Here is a 20,104-nt window from a genome sequence, read left to right as displayed (position 1 = left end):
TGTCCTCGGCGTTTCAAGCATGCGGGCGGAAACGCGGTGGACGGCAAGTGGTTCCCGGATTTTACATTCTCCCATGCTGACGGCCCGTCCGGGCGCTGCTAGGGATGCGCCATGGAGCCCAAGCAGCATCTCTACCTCGTCGACGGTTCGGCCTATATCTTCCGCGCCTATCACCGCCTGCCGCCGCTGACCGATCCGGAAGGCACGCCGGTCGGCGCGGTTTACGGCTATACGACGATGCTGTGGAAACTGGCCGACGATCTGCACAAGGCGGACGGGCCGACTCACCTCGCGGTGATCCTCGATGCCAGCGGCAAGTCGTTCCGCAATGATATCTATGCCGACTACAAGGCCAACCGCCCGCCTCCGCCGGAGGATCTCAAGCCCCAGTTTCCGCTGGTGCGCGATGCCACCCGCGCCTTTTCGCTGCCCTGCATCGAGGAGCAGGGGTACGAGGCGGACGACCTGATCGCCTCCTACGCCCGCGCCGCCGCCGCGCAGGGGTGGGACGTGACGATCGTCTCGTCCGACAAGGATCTGATGCAGCTTGTCGGTACCTGCGAAAAGGGCGGCGGCAAGGTCGACATGCTGGATACGATGAAGAACCAGCGGATCGGCATTCCCGAAGTCGAGGAAAAGTTCGGCGTGCTGCCTGAAAAGGTGGGCGACGTGCTCGCGCTGATGGGCGATTCGGTCGATAACGTGCCCGGCGTCTTCGGCGTCGGCCCCAAGACGGCGACCAAGCTGATCCAGGAACATGGTGATCTGGAAGCGGCACTGGCCGCCGCGCCCGGCATGAAGAAGTCCAAGCTGCAGGAACGGCTGATCGAACAGGCCGAACAGGCGCGGCTGTCCAAGGTGTTGGTCACGCTGAAGGAAGACTGCGCGCTGCCCGCGCCGCTCGACGATTTCAAGCTGGATAGTATCCCGCCCGAACCGCTCGCCGCGTTCCTGGGCAAGCACGGCTTCACCAGCCTGCTCAAGCGGCTCGACGGCGGCCACGGCAGTCCGGAGCGGGCGACCCAGCTCCATCCCTCCAAGGCCGTCACGGCGGCCGCCGGTCCGGGTGAAGGCGCCGCGCGCCAGCCGCTGCCCGAGATGCCGCCGGTGGACTATGCCGCTTACGAATGCGTGCAGACGGCCGAGGCGCTGGAACGCTGGATCGCGCGCGCCCATGCCGCGCATGTGGTGGCGGTCGACACCGAGACCTCCGCGCTCGATGCCATGCGCGCGGACCTTACCGGCGTCAGTCTCGCCCTTGGCCCGAACGATGCCTGCTATATTCCGCTGGGCCACGGCGGGTCGGACATGTTCGCCGAAAAGCCCGAGCAAGTGCCGCTCGATACCGCGATCGCGCTGCTGAAGCCACTGCTGGAAGACGATGCGGTTCTCAAGATCGGGCAGAATATCAAGTACGATCTCAATGTGCTGGCACGTTATGGGATCGCGGTTGCCCCGATCGACGACACCATGATCGAGAGTTTCTGTCTCGATGCCGGGCGCGGGACCGATGGGATCGGCGGCGGCCATGGCATGGACGAACTGTCCGAGCGGCACTTCGGCCACAAGCCGATGGCGTTCAAGGACGTGTGCGGCACTGGCAAGAAGGCGATTCCCTTCGGCGAAGTCCCGCTCGACAAGGCAACGCACTACGCCGCCGAGGATGCGGACGTGACCTGGCGCCTCCACGCCCTGCTCAAGCCGCGCCTCGCGGACGAGGGCGGGATGCGCATCTACGAGCGCGTTGATCGCCCGCTGATCCCGGTGGTGGCGCAAATGGAGCGCTACGGCATCAAAGTGGACCGCGACCGGCTGGCGCACCTCTCCAGCCAGTTCGCCGAAGCCATCGGCGCGCTGGAAGGCGAGATTCACGAAATGGCCGGGCAGGAATTCACCATCGGCAGCCCCAAGCAGCTGGGTGAGATCCTGTTCGACAAGCTAGGCTACAAGGGCGGCAAGAAGGGCAAGTCCGGCCAGTATTCCACTGACCAGTCGGTGCTCGAACGGCTGGCGGGCGAGGGCGCGCCGGTGGCCAACAAAGTGCTCGAATGGCGCCAGCTTTCCAAGCTGCGCTCGACCTATACCGAGGCGCTGCAGGCCGCGATCAACCCCGATACCGGGCGCGTCCACACCAGCTATAGCCTCGTCGGCGCGCAGACCGGGCGCCTGTCATCCACCGATCCGAACCTGCAGAACATCCCGGTGCGCACCGAGATCGGCCGTCAGATCCGCGATTGCTTCGTGGCCGAGCCGGGCAATGTCCTGCTTTCGGCGGACTATTCGCAGATCGAACTGCGCCTTGCCGCGCACATGGCCGATGTGCCGAGCCTCAAGGAGGCTTTCGCACAGGGCGAGGACATTCACGCACGCACCGCCAAGGAAATGTTCGGCACCGTCGACCGCGACACGCGCGGGCGGGCCAAGACGATCAACTTCGCGATCCTCTACGGCATTTCGCGCTGGGGCCTGGCGGGCCGTCTGGGCGTGGAGGCGGACGAGGCGCAGGCCATGATCGACCGCTATTTCGAGCGCTTTCCGGGTATCCAGCGCTATATCCACGAGACGCTCGAATCCGTGCGGACCAATGGCTATTCGGAAACGCTGTTCGGCCGCAAGACCTGGTTCCCGCGCATCAATTCGAAGAACGGCGCCGAGCGGCAGGGCAGCGAACGCGCTGCGATCAACGCGCCGATCCAGGGCACCAGTGCCGATATCATCAAGCGCGCCATGGCCCGGATGAACCCGGCCTTGGAAGAGGCTGGCCTTGGCCATGTTCGCATGCTGCTGCAAGTGCACGACGAACTGGTGTTCGAGCTGCCCGAAGGCGATGTCGCGGCGGCTTCCCCGGTGATCGAGCGGGTCATGGCCGAAGCCGCGCTGCCCGCGGTGACGCTGGACGTGCCGCTGGGTGTGGAGATCGGCTCCGGGGTGAGCTGGGGGGCGGCGCACTAGAGCATCACGCTCATATAATCCGCATGAGATTGCGTTCGTGTCGAGCGAAGCCGAGACATGCCAGCACTGGTCCAGCGTGTCTCGACTTCGCTCGACACGAACGGGGCGCCCAGTTTTGTGCGCGGCGCACTAAGGCGGGCCCGGGCGCCATAGCCGCGTGACGGATGCCCGGGCCGGTGAGGGCCTTCCACCCGGACATCCGCCAAACCGTCTTACTTACAGGCCGTCGACAGCCTTGCTGACCAGTATGTTCACCGCAACGCGGCGGTTCTGGGCCTTGCCTTCGGCTGTATCGTTGCTGGCCAGCGGGTCCGCTTCGGACATCCCGGTGGGGGTCAGCATACGATAGGGCTTCCAGTGGCAGGCCTGCTGCAGGTAATTCACGACACGGCTCGCCCGCTTTTCGCTGAGCCGCTGGTTGAATTCCTGACTGCCGGTCGAATCGGTGTAGCCGACGACGAGCAGCAGGGCGTTATCCATCCCTTCGGCCTCGGTGGCCGCGGCGCACAATTCGTTCTTCGCTTCGGGGGAGAGCGCGGCCTTGCCCGTATCGAAGTTCACGTTCGTCGTGCCCTTGATATTGTACTTGTCGATATCGCCCATCCGGCCGCGCAGGGCTTCGGTCGCCGCCGTCTGTTCGGCAAAGCGCTGGTCGGTGCCGTTGTGGATCATGGCTGCGGTCTTGAAGTCCGAGTTGCGGAACTTGATCTGGCTGGCGTAGAGATCGCTGCCCGATTGCATGGTCTTGACCGAAACCGGCAGGCCGTTCAGCAGCGAGGTCGCCGCTTTCTCCTTGCTGGCAAGGCCCAGGAAGCCACCCTTGCCGACGATCCTGGTATCGTCCTGAATCTGGATGACGGACTGCGTGCCGTCTGATGCGGTGACTTGCATCTTGTCGCCGCTGCGCGCGGAGATGATGCCCTCGATCTCGGGCCCTTCGGTCATCTGCGGGCTGGTGTCGCTGACGGTGGTTTCCAGACCATTCTCGTCAGCGGACAGTTCCTGCGCGGACAGGCTGGCAGGGACTGCGGTGCCGATCACGGCCAGCAGGGCGAGAACTTTCAGGCTTGTGGATGTGTCTCTCATACGCGGCTCCTTCAAACTATGCCAGCCGGGCCTGTACGATGCCTGTGTGCGATCGCGGCCTGTCACCCGGCTGCACCCCTCCATAGGTGTGTGCGGCCCAACCTCCCGGGCAGGCGAAGGTTCCCGGGGGGGGACTCGCTTTTGCCGCTGATTCGAGCATCCCGTGCGGTGAACCGATGCCGGGGCACTGGAAAATATCACCGGGCTTGCAACTGCTGCACTGCAGCATAGTTTGGAATGTATGGCCCCCCTGCTCAAAACGCTGACCGGCGAGCTGCCCCGATGGCTGGAGCAGACTCTGATCGCCGCTATCGTTGCCGCCATCGCGATTGCGCTGGCGCTGATCGTTCATCACGTGCTGTTCCGGCTGCTCCGGCGCTTTGCCCGGGTCAGCGAAAGCGAGTCCGACAATCTCGTGGTCAAGCGGCTGGCGCGGCCCACGCGCTGGGCGCTGATGGCGCTGGCGCTGGTCATGGCCGCGCGGGACACCCCGGCGCTTGAGGCCATGTGGGAGCGGATCGGCAGCGTCGTGATGCCCGCACTGGTCGGCTGGATGGCGGTGGCGATCCTGCAGGCGCTCGTCGATGCGATGATCCTGCGTCACGACATTTCCATGGCCGACAACCGCCGCAACCGGCGGCGGCGCACGCGGCTGGCGATTTTCGGGCGCATTGCCACGTTCCTGATCGTCTTCGTGACGGTAGGGCTGATGATGCTTTCCATCCCCGGCGTGCGCGATATCGGCGTGACGCTGGTGGCTTCGGCGGGGCTGGCGGGCCTTGCGGTCGGCGCGGCGGCGCAGCCCGCACTCAAATCGCTGATCGCGGGCTTCCAGATGGCGCTGACCGAGCCGGTGGTAATGGGCGATGCCGTCATCGTCGGCGGCGAGTGGGGCTGGATCGAGGAAATCCGCACGACTTACGTCGTCGTCAAAGTCTGGGACGAGCGCCGTTTGGTGGTGCCGACCAGCAAGTTTCTCGACGAGATCTTCCAGAACTGGACCAAGACCACCTCGCAATTGCTGGGCACGGTGCTGTTCTATGTCGATCCCGCTACAAAGCTCGAACCGATCCGGCAGAAGTTCTATGAGCTGGTGGAAAGCAATGACCGGTGGGACGGCCGGGTGAAGCATATGCAGGTGACGGAACTGACGCGCGATGCGATTGAAGTGCGTTTCCTGATGACGGCGAAGGATTCGCCCACCCTGTTCGATCTGCGCTGCGATGTCCGCGAGGCGCTGATCGAGTGGGTGGCCGATGCCATGCCGGAGGCCATCGTGCGCAGCCGCCTGCAGACGGCAGGCCCGTTCGACGTGAATGCGATCGGGCCTGTCTCGGGCGCGGTGATTGCGCAGATGAATGGGAACGCGGCGGCTGCTTCCGGTTGAAGCTTACAGTTGAATCGGGGCGCGGCGGCCATACGATAGGTACCATGGCGGACTGGATCGAACATTTCACCGGGGAACTTCCCCTCTGGGGCAAGCAACTCATGATCGGCACGCTGGCCGCGGCGATTGGCATTGCCGCCGCGCTGCTGGCCCATCGCGTGCTGTTCCGGGTGCTGCGCAAAGTCGCCCGCAGCAGCCAGAGCGAGGCTGACGACATCCTCGTCAAACGACTCGCACGGCCGGCCCGCTATGCCTTCATCGCGCTGGGCGTGGCCTATGCCGCCCGCGAGACGCCTGCGCTGGAAGTGGCCTGGGACAAGGTTTCGGGTTTCGTCATGCCCTTCCTGCTTGGCTGGATCGTGCTGGCGCTGCTGCGCAGCTTTGTCGAGGCGATGGCCCTGCGCACGGACATTACCGTTGATGACAACCGCAATGCCCGGCGGCGGCGCACGCGGCTCGCGATCCTCAGCCGCATCGGCACGTTCATGATCGTTTTCGTGACGGTGGCGCTGATGCTCTTTGCGATACCGGGCGTGCGGCAGGTGGGCATCACACTGATGGCCTCCGCCGGTCTGGCCGCCCTTGCCGTCGGTGCTGCCGCGCAGCCTGCGCTCAAGGCGCTGATCGGCGGGTTCCAGATGGCGCTGACCGAACCGATCGCGATCGACGATGTCGTCATTGTCGATGGCGAATGGGGCCGGATCGAGGATATCCGCACGACTTATGTGATCGTGAAGATCTGGGACGAGCGGCGCCTGATCGTGCCCTCGCACAAGTTTCTCGAAAACACGTTCGAGAACTGGACCAAGCAGAGCACGCAGCTCACCGGCACTGTGATGCTCTATCTCGACCATGCCGTCGATGTGGAACCGATCCGTGCCGAATTCGAACGGCAGGTCCGCGCCGATCCGCGCTGGGACAAGCGCGCGCAGGGGCTGCAGGTGACGGACATGTCCGATGAGACGGTGCAGGTCCGCCTGCTGATGACAGCGGCGAACTCTGGCGATCTGTGGGATCTGCGCTGCGCCATGCGTGAAGGCGTGCTCGCCTGGATCCGCCGTGAAATGCCCGAGGCGCTGCGCCGCAACCGCACGTTGCCCACCGCGCCGGTGGAACTGGCCGCCAGCCCTTCCATGGCCGATGCCATCGCGGTGGCGGGCGAAGGGAAGCATGCGGGGTAGGCCGGGCAGGGCGTGCAGGCCGCTTGCCTGGCGCGCTGTATTTTGCCACCGCCGCACGATGATGGATCGTTTCGCCCCCGTTTTGCGGCTCGCGCTTGCCGCCCTGATCCTGGCCCTGGTTTCAGGCATGTCCGCCGCCCGTGCCGAAGTGCCGGTCTGCGGCTATCGGGTCGTCAAGACCTATCCCCACGATCCCTCAGCCTTCACCGAGGGGCTGTTCTATGCGGATGGCAGCCTGTTCGAGAGCACGGGCAAGCTGGGCCAGTCGCGTATTTTCAAGCGCAGCCTTGCCGATACCAAACCGCTGGTGGAGGCGCAGATTGACCCCACCTTCTTCGGTGAGGGTATCGTGCTCTGGAAAGACCAGATCATCAGCCTCACCTGGCGCGATGGGCTGGGCTACCGCTGGGACAGCAAGACGCTCAAGCAGCTCGGCTATTTCCGCTACGCGGGTGAGGGCTGGGCGATGACCATCCATGACGGCACGATCTACCAGAGCGACGGCTCGTCCCGCCTGCGCCTGCGCGATCCGGAAACGATGGAGCAGACCGGCTCGCTGGCCGTCACCGATGCCGGCGAGCCGGTGCGCAATCTCAACGAACTGGAATGGATCGACGGGGAAATCTGGGCGAACGTCTGGCTGACGGACCGCATCGCGCGAATCGATCCGGCAACGGGGCACGTCACCGGCTGGATCGATTTCACCGGCCTGCGCGATGAGGCCGGTGCCCCCGATTACGATGCGGTGCTCAACGGCATCGCTTACGATCCGGAAGGCAAGCGCATCTTCGTGACCGGCAAGAACTGGAGCAAGTTGTTTCAGGTGGAGCCGGACTGCGGGAAATGAGGACTGACTTGGCACTGCTCACCTGCCCCGCTGTGCCATAACTTGATTGAGGCTATCTCCAGAAGATCGCATAAATATTTCTTTATATCATAATTTTATATTGATATTGCTGCGCTGCACAATTATTGGCGCTGCTCCCGGCCAGTTGGCTGGGCAGACGGCAACGGCTGGGGTTCCGGATCCCCGCCCGCATCGTCCGGCACTGCCGGTGCGATGTACGGCTGGCTGCCTGGTCTGGTCAGGCGCGGTATATAGCTCAAGCGGAAGAGCGCCGGTCCGAAAGGCCGGAGGTGCGGGTTCGGTCCCCGTTATACCACCAAGCCATGGATAGCTCAGACGGGTAGAGCACTAGACTTGCACTCTAGGTGTCGAAGGTTCGAATCCTTCTCCACACGGTCCTGATACGACCACCACCCTCCACAGGTGTCCAAACGCAGGGTTCGGGGATTGGCTTGCGGATGGTGGCGCAGCGGCTTGCGGCCGTGCCTTTCGGGTACGGGTGGAAGGCGTTTGCGCCTCCTGAAACCAGGAGCAGATGTTTGGCGAGTGGCAATGACCGCGCCGCGCAAACGGCTGGATGGCGGAGTTTTCGAACGCCGCTTGTGCCCGCCATTCGCGCTGCCGGTCCGCTTGCCGCAACGCCCGCATGTGATCTTGCCGCCAGTTCCCGGATCTTTTCCGCCGGGATGTGAAGGAAACCAGAGAACGAAAGGAAAATCGGCGTGTCTTAGCGCATGATTGTAACGGTGAATAAGATGTTGAAGCGTTTGATAGATCTCCTGATGGGCCGCCGCCGCGTGCTCATCAATGAAGACGAGCGGGCGGTCTGGCTCTACAAGGGCGAAGTCCGCGGCATTCTGGGCTCCGGTGAACATGTCCTGCCCAACTGGGACGGTTCGCTGCAGGTCGATGTGTGCAAGCTCGTCCAGCCGATGTTCGTGTCGACTTACGCGCAGGCTTTGCTTGAAAAGCTGCCGGAAGATGCGGCCCGCCACCTGACGGTGGTGCGCACCGGTGAGAACGAGATAGCGGTCATCGAACGCGACGGCATGCTTCACACCGTTCTCGCGCCGGACACGAAGGTGATCCTGTGGACCGATGCCGGTCCGTGGAAGACACGGCTGGTCGATATCGGGGAGGCCGCGCAGGTCGATCCGAAGCTGCTGCGCCGTCTGCAGCGTGCGGGCAAGGGGCAGCTTGTCAGCCAGTTCGAAGTCGAAGACGGCAAGGTCGGCTTGCTGATCATGGATGGTGTGCTTGCGGGCGAACTGCAGGCGGGCGTCTATGGTTACTGGAACCCGGGCCGTAAGGTTACGGTCCGTCAGGTCGACCTCAAGCGGCAGTCGCTTGACGTTTCGGGTCAGGAAATCCTGACGCGGGACCGGGTGACGCTGCGGGTCAACATCGCGGCGGAATACCGTGTTGCCGATCCGCTCAAGGCCGTCACCAGCGTGAAGGACTATGCCGATGCGCTTTACCGCGCTCTGCAATACGCCTTCCGCAAGACGCTTGGTGCGCTGACGCTGGACCAGATCCTCGAACAGAAGATCACGGTCGACGCCGAAGCGGCTGAAAAGGTCCGTGCCGACATGGAGGCCATCGGGCTGGAGGTTTCCGAAATTGCCCTCAAGGATGTGATCCTGCCGGGCGATATGCGCGAGATCCTGAATCAGGTCGTCTCTGCGCAGAAGGAAGCCGAGGCGAATGTCATCCGCAGGCGTGAGGAAACGAACGCCACGCGCTCGCTGCTCAACACGGCGAAAGTCATGGCCGAAAACCCGGTCATGCTCCGCCTGAAGGAGCTGGAAGCGCTGGAGAGCATCGCCGGCAAGGTCGACAAGCTGACGGTCCTCAACGGGACCAGCGGGTTGATGAACGATCTTGTGAAGCTGACCGGCTAAGGCGGTCCTCATGGACCGAAACGAGGGGCGCGGCATTCCTGCCGCGCCCCTTTTTTTGTTTTAGGCAGGGCGTCAGCCTCCGTGCTTCTGGTCCCGCGTGCTTTCCACCATGCCGGGGGTGATGAAGCCGATTGGCGTCACTTCCATGGCGCGCTTTTTCAGTTCGCCTTTCATCTTCTCGTATTCGGCTTCCATGTCCTCGGTCACGGTGGCGCGGCTGTCTTCGAGGGCGTCCTCGAAGTCGGCCATGGTCACGCTTTCCACTTCGGCCCCGCGCTTGCGGATGGCGGTGAGGCCGGCGCGGCGGACCACGTCTTCCAGATCGGCGCCGGTGAAGCGCGGCGTGCGGTCCGCGATCGTGCCGAGCTGTACGTCATCGGCCAGCGGCATTCCGGCAGTGTGAATGCCCAGAATATGCTCGCGCCCGGCGGTGTCGGGGGTGCCAACATAGACCAGCTCGTCGAACCGGCCGGGCCGCAGCAGGGCAGGATCGACCAGCGCCGGGCGGTTGGTCGCGCCGACGAGGACGACCGACTGCAGCTCTTCCATCCCGTCCATCTCGGCGAGGATGGTGTTGACCACGCGGGCGGTCACTTGCGGTTCGCCCATGCCGCCGCCCGAGCCGCGCGCGGGGACGAGGCTGTCGATCTCGTCGATGAAGACCACGCAGGGGGCGACCTGCCGGGCGCGGGCGAAAAGCTTGGCGATCTGCTGCTCGCTCTCGCCGTACCACTTGCTGAGCAGATCGGAGGACTTGATCGAGATGAAGTTCGCCTCGGCCTCCTTCGCCACGGCCTTGGCGAGCAGCGTCTTGCCGGTGCCGGGCGGGCCGTAGAGCAGGAAGCCCTTGGCCGCGCGGATGCCCAGCTTGTGGAACGCCTCCGGGTTCTTCATCGGCAGTTCGATGCCTTCGCGCAGCGTGCGCTGCGCCTCGCCCAGCCCGCCGATGTCGGCCCAGCCGATGTCCGGCACCTGCACCATGACTTCGCGCATCGCCGAAGGCTGCACGCGCTTCAGGGCCTCGATAAAGTCCTCGCGCGTGACCGAGAGGCTTTCCAGCACCTCTGCCGGGATCGTGCGCGCTTCCAGATCGAGCTGCGGCATGATCCGGCGCACCGCCTCGATTGCGGCCTCGCGGGTGAGCGCGGCGAGATCGGCGCCGACGAAGCCATGGGTGGTGCGCGCCAGTTCCTTGAGGTCCACTTTCTCGCCCAGCGGCATGCCGCGGGTGTGGATCGAGAGAATCTCGCGGCGGCCCGATTCGTCCGGCACCCCGATCACGATCTCGCGGTCGAAACGGCCGGGGCGGCGCAGCGCCTCGTCGATGGCATCGGGCCGGTTGGTGGCGGCGATGACGACGACGTGGGCGCGGCTGTTGAGCCCGTCCATCAGCGTGAGGAGCTGCGCGACCAGGCGCTTTTCCGCCTCGCCGTGGACCTGATCGCGCTTGGGGGCGATCGAATCGATCTCGTCGATGAAGACGATCGCGGGTGCGGCCTTGGTCGCTTCCTCGAACACCTCGCGCAGATGCTTCTCGCTCTCGCCGTAGCCCGACCCCATGATCTCGGGGCCGTTGATCGAGAAGAAATTGGCCTCGCTCTCATTGGCGACGGCCTGGGCGAGGCGGGTCTTGCCGGTTCCCGGCGGCCCGTGGAGCAGCACGCCCTTGGGCGGGGCGACGCCGAGGCGGGTGAACAGTTCGGGATAGCGCAGCGGCAGTTCCACCATCTCGCGCAACTGGCGGATCGTGTCGCTCATGCCGCCGACGTCGTCGTAATTGACGTCGCCGCGCGCGTCCTGCGCTTCCTCGAAGGTCTCGCGCAGTTCGACTTCGGTGTTTTCGTCGATATGCACGATGCCGCGCGGGGTGGTGGAGATCACGTTGAGGCGGATCTGCGTCAGCGCGTAAGCCGGGGCGTTGAACATGCGGCGAAGTTGCGGCGGGATGTCCGCGACCTGCTGCTGGCCGGTGGTGGCGATCAGGTCTCCCTGCACCATCGGCCGCCCGAAGAAATTGCGCTTGAGTGCAGCCGGAGGGCCTTGCAGGCGCATGTCTTTTTGCGCGGGAGCGAAGACGACGCGCTGGGCGGCGCGCGATTCGGCCTTGCGCACGGTGACGTGATCGCCCGAGCCCACTTCGGCATTGCCGCGCTGCAGGCCGTCGAGGCGAATTACGGAGAGCCCTTCATCCTCGGGGAAGGCCAGAACGGCGCGCGCCACGGTGACGGACTTGCCGGTCACTTCCAGCACGTCCCCTTCCATGGCGCCGATGGCCGAAAGCGATGTGCGGGACAGGCGGGCGATGCCCTGGCCGCTCTCTTCCTGCCGGGCCGCTGCCACCTGCAGTTTTACCGTGCGTTCGTCGAGTTGGGGATCCCCGTCCGCCATGTCATTCCTTTCCGGCCGATGGCTCTCGAACCGTAAAGTGGTTCAAGGCGCCTGTACTTGCCCGGAGCTAGGTATGGCGGGGCGGGATTTCAAACCGGCGGCGGACGCGTTGTATCCCGTTGTCAGCGGCATTTGCCGGACAAGAAAAAGACCCGGTCGTTGCCGACCGGGCCGTGGAAGTTTTGGGAGAGGATGCCTGAAAGGCACTCTCTGTATGCCCATAAGAGGGGTTTTGTGCAAGTGCGAAATGAAGGGTTTTTGTTGCAAAAAACACAACATTGATTGCGCATATCCAAACTGCCGAGAAGGTGTTTCAAAAAATATACATATAAATCATATATTTATATAGTTCCTGCCTGTTTTGCCTTGCGCAGAGAGCAAGTCCGGCGCTGACAAAACGGCGATTTATGGGAGCGTTAACTGCTGCATAGCGAAATTTACTCACCTAGATTAGCAATTTGCGCCGGGAAAACAAACAAGTACGGGCAAGCCAGCGGCTTGCCCGTACTTGTAATCGTTAATCTGCCGGACGTTCCGGCGGCCGTGCTCAGTGAGCGAGAAGCAAGGCCGGGGCGTTGGCTTCGCCAAGGAAATAGGCGGTGACGCCGCCGAACAGGAATTCGCGCACCCGGCTCTTGCCGTAGGCACCCATCACCATCAGCTCGGCGTGAGCCTGAGTCGCGGCGATGGCCAGCGTCTCTTCGGTAGAGCCGCGCCGTTCGTGCTCTTCGAATTCGGCATGGATGCCGTGGCGGGAAAGATAGCGCAGCGCGTCGGTGGCAGGGAAGCCGCCCGGCTTTTCGATCACCGAGATCACTTTCACCACCTGGCAGCTTTCGAGCAGCGGCACCGAGGCGCGCAGGGCGGAGGCGGCCTGTTCGCCGCCGTCCCAGGCGATGCAGGCGCGGCGAATGGGCATTTCCAGCGCCTTGCCGTCGGGAAGGGCCAGCACCGGCGTGCCGGAAGCCAGCGCCAGTTCCCCGGCGAATCCGCCCGAACGCGACAGAACCACCAGATCGGCCAGCCGCGCGGCATTGGCCAGCGCGCTGACCGGATCGTCCTCGCTGCGCAGGATGTCGAATGGCACATCGTCGCGGGCCATGCGCGTTTCGAACTTGGCCGCAGCGGCATCATCTTCCTTGCGCGCTTCTTCCAGCGCGTCGGAAATGACATAGCTGCCGCCCATCGGGTCCATGGCGATGTACCGGGTCACCGGCGTATCGACGAGCACGCTGACGTGGCCGTTGAACTGGCGGGCAATACCGAGTGCCGTGTCGATCCGGGCGTCGTTGCCCGGTTTACGGTCGGCGTTGACGAGAATCGAGCGCATGATGTCTTTCTCCCTCTGACGGGTTGAAGGTAACCATTGGGCGCGCAATGGCCATGATAAAGATCAACCATCCCCGCGGCGTAATTATTTTATTGCAATGCCATCCTTTTCGGGGCCGGCAGCGGCGGGATAGGGCCTGTTTCCGCCTTGCGGCCGGTCCGGCTTTCAGGGCGTGGGGGCGTTGATTTCCAGCCGCGCAGCGCGGGCGAACAGGTCGAGGATCACCGGATCGCGCTCGCGGCTGCGGATGGCGGCCTCGAAGTGGACGGTGTGGCGCGGGCGGGGCAGCACTTCGCGCAAGGTTCCGGAGGCCAGATGGTCGCGGATCATCGTTTCGGGCAGCACCGCCGCGCCCGTGCCGCCGGTAACGATCTCGATCAGTGTGCGCACGTTGTTGCAGGTGTGAACGGTGGGGGCGGCCAGGCCATGCGCCTCCAGTGTGGCCAGAGTAACCGCATGGAGCGGCGAATGGTCCGGCAGCGACCAGACCGGCAGCGGCCGGGTGAAGCCGCCTGCGTCCGCCGCTGCCGCACCAGCCGCCCAGACCAGTTCGACCGAACCGATCGGCGCTGTGCGCATGCCCGGGCTGGCAACGGGCCCCGCCAGGAACACGATGTCGCGCGTGCCTGCCAGCAGGTGCTGGAGCAGGCGGGCGGTGAGGTCCAGCTCGATTTCCATCGTCACGCCCGGCCGTTCGCGCTCGATCGTCTGGATGAAGGCGGGCAGGCAGCTGGCGGCGGCGATCTCGCCCGATCCGATGCGCACCGCGCCGGTGGCGCCGGCATAGTCGCTGGCTTCCAGCAGCACCTGTTCGAGGCTGTGGCAGAGCGGCTCGCTCGCCTGGACGAGCCGCCTTCCGCGTGCGGTAAGCACCATGCGCCGCCCCTCGCGCTGGAACAGGGCAATCCCCAATTGCTGTTCGATCTCTCGAACGCGGGCGGAGATGGCCGGCTGGGTGGTGTTAAGTCTCTGTGCGGCAGCCGCAAATGTGCCGAGCCGGTCGATCCACATCAGCGTTTCGAGGTGAAAGAGCGCGATACGTTTCATCGCTATTCCTTATGGAATTCGATAAAAAATAATCGCTATTCGTAATCAAAGACTGTGTCTAGCTATAGGCGGAAACCGGAAGGGAGATTCATGAACAAGCTCTATCCCAGTGCCGAGGCCGCGCTCGACGGCCTGCTCAAGGACGGCATGCTGATCGCCAGCGGGGGCTTCGGCCTTTGCGGCATTCCCGAGCGTCTGCTCGATGCGATTCGCGATGCGGGCGTGAAGGATCTCACTTTCGCTTCGAACAATGCCGGCATCGACAACGAAGGCATCGGCAAGCTGCTGCGCACCAAGCAGGTAAAGAAGATGATCTCGTCCTACGTGGGCGAGAACAAGGAGTTCGAGCGCCAGTTCCTTTCCGGCGAGCTCGAAGTGGAATTCTGCCCGCAGGGCACGCTGGCCGAGCGTATGCGTGCGGGCGGCGCGGGCATCCCCGGTTTCTACACCAAGACCGGCGTCGGCACGCAGATCGCCGAGGGCAAGGAAACCAAGGTGATGGAAGGCCGCAACGGTCCGGAGGAATTCGTCCTCGAAAAGGGCATCTTCGCCGATCTTTCCGTGGTGAAGGCGTGGAAGGCGGACGAGAGCGGCAATGTGATTTTCCGCAAGACCGCGCGCAATTTCAACGTGCCTGCGGCCACGTGCGGCAAAGTCTGCGTGGTCGAAGTGGAAGAGATCGTGCCGACTGGCTCGCTCGATCCCGATGCGATCCACTTGCCCGGCGTATATGTCCAGCGTCTGGTGCTGGGCGCGCCCTACGACAAGAAGATCGAATTCGTGACGACGCGCGAGAGGGAGACCGCCTGATGACCCAGGAAATCAAGAAAGGGTGGGATCGTAATCAGATGGCCGCCCGCGCGGCGAAGGAACTGCAGGACGGTTTCTACGTGAACCTCGGCATCGGTATCCCGACGCTGGTGGCGAACTATGTGCCCGAGGGCATCACCGTCACGCTGCAGTCCGAAAACGGCATGCTGGGCATCGGGCCTTTCCCTTACGAGGGCGAGGAAGACGCCGATCTCATCAATGCGGGCAAGCAGACCGTCAGCGAACTGCCGCAGACCGCCTATTTCGACAGCGCGCAGAGCTTCGCCATGATCCGCGGCGGCCACATCGATCTCGCCGTGCTGGGCGCGATGGAGATCGCCGAGAACGGCGACATCGCCAACTGGATGATCCCGGGCAAGATGATCAAGGGCATGGGCGGCGCGATGGATCTCGTTGCCGGGGTGAAGAAGATTATCGTCGTCATGGAACACACCGCCAAGAACGGCGCGCCCAAGTTCATCCCCGAATGCACGCTGCCGCTCACCGGGAAGAACGTGGTCGACATGATCGTGACCGATCTGTGCGTGTTTCAGCGCCCCGATCACGACAGCCCGTTCAAGCTGGTGGAACTGGCGCCGGGTGTCACCGCCGAGGAAGTGGCGGCCAAGACGACGGCGCACTACGTGAGCTGACCGGCAGGTTCAGGGCGAGCGGGGGACTGGCAAAACACCCCCGCTCGTGCTGAGCTTGTCGAAGCACGTTTGCGCGCCGGGCTCAGGCGCGGTCCCAAGGAGACCACGATGAAAGTCCTGCTCACGGGGTCGTCCGGCTGGCTGGGCAGGCATCTGGCCCCGCTGCTGCAATCGCGCGGGCATGAGGTGACAGGGCTCGATGTCGCACCCGGCGAATACACGCACGTCACCGGATCGGTTGCCGACCGCGGCCTCGTGTTCCAGACCGTCGCGCATTACGGCATCGAGGCGATTATCCATGCGGGCGCGCTGCACAAGCCCGATATCGTGCGCTTCCCGCGCCAGACTTTTATCGACGTTAATGTCAGCGGCACGCTGAACCTGCTCGAAGCGGCGGTGGAGGCGGGGCATGCGCGGTTCCTGTTTACCTCCACCACATCGCTGATGGTGCGCGCCGATGTCCGCGCCCGGGCGGGCGAGGCCGGGGCCTGGTGGATGGACGAGCAATTCGGCCCGCTGGAGCCGCGCAACATCTACGGCGTGACCAAGCTGGCCGCCGAGAACTTGTGCCGCCTGATCGCGCGCGAAAGCGGCATGGACGTGGCGATCCTGCGCACCGGGCGCTTCTTCCCGGAGGATGACGATACCCATGCCGTCCCTTCTGGCCCCAATCTCAAGGCGAACGAACTGCTCAACCGCCGCCTGACGGTGGGCGATGCGGCGCTGGCGCATCTCGCCGCGCTGGAGCGGATCGAGGGGTGCGAGACGTTCGTGCTGTCCGCCCCGCCGCCTTTCGCGCGCGCGGATGCGGTGGAGCTTGCGACGGATGCCCGCGCGGTGATCGCGCGGTACTATCCCGATGCGGCCGCGCTCTACGAGCGGCAGGGCTGGGTGCTGCCCGAGCGGATCGAGCGGGTCTATGATCCGGCGAAGGCGCAGCGCCTGCTCGGCTGGCGGGCACGGACGGACTTCGGCTCCGTTCTCAAGGCCTTGCGTGATGGCGCCGGTCTGCCGTTCGCGCACGATCCGGACTGGATCCCGCCAGTCCTCACGCAATCGCCCTGACGGATACGGCCGCCTTGCCGCTGCCATGCGGCATCCCCATAGTCGGGTGAAACAGCACGGGAGAAACCGAGACATGACTGACATTGCCGCCATTCCCCTGACCCGCATCGACGGCGCCTCCGACAGCCTGGCCAGCCACAAGGGCCATGTCCTGCTGGTGGTGAACGTGGCCAGCAAGTGCGGCCTCACGCCGCAGTACGAAGGGCTGGAAAAGCTTTACGAGGCGTACAAGGACAAGGGTTTCGAAGTTCTGGGCTTTCCGGCCAACGATTTCGGCGCACAGGAGCCGGGCACGCATGAAGAGATCATGGAGTTCTGCTCGGTCAACTACGGTGTGTCCTTCCCGCTTTTCGCCAAGGCCGATGTGACCGGCGCGGACAAGCAGCCGCTCTATGCGGAACTCATCGCGGCGGTGCCGACCAAGCAGGGCGATGTCGAAGGCATGAAAGAGCGCTTTCGCGGCTACGGCATGACGCCGAACGACGATCCGGAAGTGCTGTGGAACTTCGAAAAGTTCCTGATCGCGCGCGACGGCACAGTGGCGGCCCGCTTCGCGCCGGGCGTGGAACCCGGCGATCCGCTGCTGGTGCAGGCGATCGAGGCCGAACTGGCGAAGTAAGGCCAGGGCGCGATGCGCTGGCAACTCCAGAGCATCGTGCGTGAAGTTTGCACGACTTCCGCTCATCCTGAGCTTGTCGAAGGATGCCGGCGCAAGGCCGGGTTCCACACCCTTCGACAAGCTCAGGGTGAGCGGGTCTTGTTGCGGATCATAAGTACGGTGCTTTTGAGCTGAATCCCTATAGACCCTAGCCCTCGCCGGTCTCCACCGGACGGGCGGGGTCGCTGATCCATTCGCTCCACGAGCCGGGATAGAGCCGGGCACCGGGCAGTCCGGCGATCTCCATGGCCAGCGCATTGTGGCAGGCGGTGACGCCCGAGCCGCAGCTCAGCACGGCGGGTTTGCCGTCCAGCAGGGCGGTAAAGTCCGCCGCAAGTTCCGCTGCCGGGCGGAACCGGCCGTCCGGCCCCAGATTGTCGCCGAAGAAGCGGTTGCGTGCGCCCGGGATGTGTCCGGGGACCGGATCGATCGGGTTGGGATCGCCCCGGAAGCGTGAGGGATCGCGCGCATCGAGCACTTGCGCTTCGCCGCCGCCGATGTTCGCGAGCACGTCCGCCGCATCGGCAGGCGCGGCGGTGAGCGGCTCGCCCGCTTCGAAATTGCCAGTCATGACCGGGCCGGGGGGCGTCGTTTCCAGCGGCAGACCCGCTTCCACCCAGGCCGGTTTGCCGCCGTCGAGCACGGCCACAGGCGCATGGCCCATCCAGCGCAGCAGCCACCAGGCCCGCGCCGCCCAGGCCCCGCCGTTGCTGTCATAGGCGACGGCTTGCTGGCCCTTGCGCAGCCCCTGCGTGCGCAGCCACGCCGCCAGCGCCACGCGCGCGGGCAGTGGGTGGCGGCCGTTGGTGCCGTCGGGCGGTCCGGCCAGATCCTCGTCGAGATGGGCGTAGTGGGCGCCGGGCAAGTGCCCTTCGGCATAGAGCGCGGGCCCCTTTTCGGGGGCGCCCAGTTCGAAGGTGCAGTCCAGCAGCAGGACGCCGCTGCCCGATGCGATCAGGGACTGCAGTTCGGGCACGCTGATCAGGGTTTCGAAAGCCATGGTCTTACCCCAGCAGGGATTCGATCTCGTCGATCGTCTCGCCGAAACCGGCGATCAGATCGCGATACGGGTCCGGCTTCGTCATGTCGAGCCCGGCCCGCTGGAGGATATCGGTGGGATAGTCCGATCCGCCCGCGCGCAGCACGTCCAGATAGTTCTCCCGCTCGGCCTTGCCCCCGTTCAGGATCGACCGCGCGAACCAGGTGCCCGCGGTGATCGAGGTGGCATACTGGTAGACATAGAAGAAGTAGTAGAAGTGGCCGATATAGGCCCACTCGATCGCATAGGGCTCGTCGATGATGAAATCGGGGCCGTGGTAGCGCTTGAGCAGGGCGAGGTAGGCCTTGGTGATGCTCGCGCCGGACAAGCCCTCGCCCGCTTCGGCCATTTCGTGGATCTTCAGTTCGAACTCGGCGAACATGGTCTGGCGGAAATAGGTGCCGCGCAGGTTCTCCAGCCGCATGCCGAGGTAGTAGATCTTCTCCTGCTTGGTCTTCGCATTGGCGAGCATGTACTCGCTCAGCAGCAGCTCGTTGCAGGTCGAGGCGATTTCGGCGGTGAAGATCGGGTAGTCCGACAGCTCATAGGGCTGGGCCTTGTTGGCCAGCAGCGTGTGCATCGCATGGCCCCATTCGTGGACATAAGTGGAAAGCCCGTCGAAATTCTCGCCCAGGTTCAGCAGCAGATAGGGGTGCACATCGTAGGCCGACCCGTTCATGTAGGCGCCCGAGCGCTTTCCGGGGCGCGGGAACGGGTCCATCCACTTGGCCGCCGTCGCGGCGCCGAGCTGCTTGCCATAGTCCGGCCCCAGCGGTTTCAGCGCCTCGATGGCGATGTTGCGCATGTCGTTCAGCGTGAACGTGCGGTCCAGGCTGACCAGCGGCGGATAGATGTCGTAATAGTGGATATCGGGCAGGCCCAGCATCTTGCGGCGCAGCTGGAAATAGCGGTGGAGTTGCGGCAGTCCGGCATTGGTCTCGCTCACCAGCGTGCGATAGACGCTTTCGGGAACGGCGTTTGCGGACAGGGCCATGGCCAGCGAGTTGGGATACTTGCGCGTCTGCGCCTCGAACACGTCGCCTTTCATCTTGGCGGCGAGCGCGGCGCCCAGCGAGTTTTCGAACTTGCCGTAGCTGCCCCAGAATTCATTGAACACCATCTTGCGGTCCGCCCGGCTGGGGGCATCGCGGGTGAGCGTGTAGCCCTGATCGTCCAGCCGCACCTCGCGCCCGTCGGAAAGCTTCACGGTGGGGCGCGGAATGTCCGAGGCGACGAGCTGGCCGCGCACGTCGCCCGGCCCGGCCAGCGGCGCGGCCAGCGCGGCGAGGATCTGCTCGCCCTGCGTATCGAGCGTGTGCGCCGCCTGGCGCAGCGTGTCGCGCAGCGAAAAGGCGAAGAGGCGCTGCAAGGTGGCATCGGCGGCGATGAAGCTTTCGACCTTGTCCTTGCCGATGGCGAGGATTTCGGGCGATTGCCAGGCGATGGCCTGGCCGAAGGCGGCATACATGTCGCGCGCCTGGGCTTCGCGTTCCTGGCTGGCCGCCACCCGCACATCCTCGTCGCCCTTAAGCGAGGCATAGACATAGACACGCGCGGCGTCCTTGGAGACGGCGGAGATGTCCGTCAGCGCCTTGGCCATGGCCTGCGCGCTTTCGCCCAGAGTGCCCTTGTAGGCCTCAAGCCGGGGCAGCGCGGCCAGCACTGCCTTGCGGGCCGCGTCCCAGGCCGCGATGTCCGGGTAGATGCCGGTCAGATCCCAGGCGGCACCCGCGGCGCCCGGCGCGGCGGCCTGCGCACCG

The 20,104-nt window shown here is 64.6% G+C and carries 15 protein-coding genes and 1 tRNA gene; 10 read left to right on the top strand and 6 right to left on the bottom strand.

Features of this window, described 5'->3' with window-relative positions:
* Nucleotides 1-111 precede the first annotated feature (111 nt).
* Nucleotides 112-2,952: a DNA polymerase I gene (polA, locus tag MTR66_RS16050; protein WP_243922891.1), complete on the top strand. Its 2,841-nt coding sequence runs from the start codon at nt 112-114 to the stop codon at nt 2,950-2,952.
* 216 nt (nt 2,953-3,168) lie between these two features.
* On the opposite strand, the gene MTR66_RS16045 is transcribed toward polA, so the two are convergent.
* The gene (locus MTR66_RS16045; RefSeq protein ID WP_243922889.1) at nt 3,169-4,038 is read right to left on the bottom strand and encodes an OmpA family protein; all 870 of its coding nucleotides are present in this window, start codon (nt 4,036-4,038) and stop codon (nt 3,169-3,171) included.
* Nucleotides 4,039-4,279: 241 nt separating this feature from the next.
* Here MTR66_RS16045 and MTR66_RS16040 point away from each other — a divergent pair, with 241 nt between their 5' ends.
* The 5 genes from MTR66_RS16040 (at nt 4,280) to MTR66_RS16020 (ending at nt 9,354) form a co-directional block, all read left to right on the top strand.
* Nucleotides 4,280-5,425: a mechanosensitive ion channel family protein gene (locus tag MTR66_RS16040; RefSeq protein WP_243922887.1), complete on the top strand. Its 1,146-nt coding sequence runs from the start codon at nt 4,280-4,282 to the stop codon at nt 5,423-5,425.
* Nucleotides 5,422-6,606: a mechanosensitive ion channel family protein gene (locus MTR66_RS16035; protein WP_327194517.1), complete on the top strand. Its 1,185-nt coding sequence runs from the start codon at nt 5,422-5,424 to the stop codon at nt 6,604-6,606. The genes MTR66_RS16040 and MTR66_RS16035 overlap by 4 nt, the downstream gene beginning before the upstream one ends.
* A gap of 58 nt (nt 6,607-6,664) precedes the next feature.
* Nucleotides 6,665-7,453, top strand: a complete 789-nt coding sequence (locus MTR66_RS16030) for a glutaminyl-peptide cyclotransferase (protein WP_243922885.1) — start codon at nt 6,665-6,667, stop codon at nt 7,451-7,453.
* 245 nt (nt 7,454-7,698) lie between these two features.
* A tRNA-Phe gene (locus MTR66_RS16025) sits at nt 7,699-7,770 on the top strand.
* 438 nt (nt 7,771-8,208) lie between these two features.
* Entirely contained in the window at nt 8,209-9,354 is a 1,146-nt protein-coding gene (locus tag MTR66_RS16020) for a slipin family protein (protein WP_243922915.1), read from the top strand.
* A gap of 72 nt (nt 9,355-9,426) precedes the next feature.
* Here MTR66_RS16020 and MTR66_RS16015 read toward each other — a convergent pair whose 3' ends face one another.
* The 3 genes from MTR66_RS16015 to MTR66_RS16005 all read right to left on the bottom strand — a co-directional run bounded on the left by MTR66_RS16015 (nt 9,427) and on the right by MTR66_RS16005 (nt 14,119).
* Entirely contained in the window at nt 9,427-11,742 is a 2,316-nt protein-coding gene (locus tag MTR66_RS16015) for a CDC48 family AAA ATPase (RefSeq protein WP_243922884.1), read from the bottom strand.
* Nucleotides 11,743-12,289: 547 nt separating this feature from the next.
* A complete protein-coding gene (locus MTR66_RS16010) occupies nt 12,290-13,072 on the bottom strand; it encodes a universal stress protein (RefSeq protein ID WP_243922882.1) in 783 nt (260 codons plus the stop codon).
* 165 nt (nt 13,073-13,237) lie between these two features.
* Nucleotides 13,238-14,119, bottom strand: a complete 882-nt coding sequence (locus tag MTR66_RS16005) for a LysR family transcriptional regulator (RefSeq protein ID WP_243922880.1) — start codon at nt 14,117-14,119, stop codon at nt 13,238-13,240.
* Nucleotides 14,120-14,209: 90 nt separating this feature from the next.
* Here MTR66_RS16005 and MTR66_RS16000 point away from each other — a divergent pair, with 90 nt between their 5' ends.
* The 4 genes from MTR66_RS16000 (at nt 14,210) to MTR66_RS15985 (ending at nt 17,266) form a co-directional block, all read left to right on the top strand.
* On the top strand, nt 14,210-14,929 hold the full coding sequence (locus MTR66_RS16000) for a CoA transferase subunit A (protein WP_243922878.1): 720 nt from the start codon (nt 14,210-14,212) through the stop codon (nt 14,927-14,929).
* Nucleotides 14,929-15,582: a CoA transferase subunit B gene (locus MTR66_RS15995; RefSeq protein ID WP_243922876.1), complete on the top strand. Its 654-nt coding sequence runs from the start codon at nt 14,929-14,931 to the stop codon at nt 15,580-15,582. The genes MTR66_RS16000 and MTR66_RS15995 overlap by 1 nt, the downstream gene beginning before the upstream one ends.
* A gap of 108 nt (nt 15,583-15,690) precedes the next feature.
* Entirely contained in the window at nt 15,691-16,647 is a 957-nt protein-coding gene (locus MTR66_RS15990; protein WP_243922874.1) for an NAD-dependent epimerase/dehydratase family protein, read from the top strand.
* A 73-nt stretch (nt 16,648-16,720) separates the two neighbouring features.
* A complete protein-coding gene (locus MTR66_RS15985) occupies nt 16,721-17,266 on the top strand; it encodes a glutathione peroxidase (protein ID WP_243922872.1) in 546 nt (181 codons plus the stop codon).
* 187 nt (nt 17,267-17,453) lie between these two features.
* Here the strand turns inward: MTR66_RS15985 and MTR66_RS15980 are convergent, their stop codons facing one another.
* Complete coding sequence (locus MTR66_RS15980; RefSeq protein WP_243922870.1) at nt 17,454-18,305, bottom strand: sulfurtransferase; 852 nt, start codon at nt 18,303-18,305, stop codon at nt 17,454-17,456.
* A gap of 4 nt (nt 18,306-18,309) precedes the next feature.
* Nucleotides 18,310-20,104: oligoendopeptidase F (gene pepF / locus MTR66_RS15975; RefSeq protein WP_243922868.1), on the bottom strand; the 1,795-nt coding region annotated here is incomplete at its 5' end.

This window comes from Novosphingobium beihaiense (assembly GCF_022832375.1).
Taxonomy (GTDB): Bacteria; Pseudomonadota; Alphaproteobacteria; order Sphingomonadales; family Sphingomonadaceae; genus Novosphingobium; species Novosphingobium beihaiensis.
This window is presented reverse-complemented; position numbering and strand designations above follow the sequence as displayed.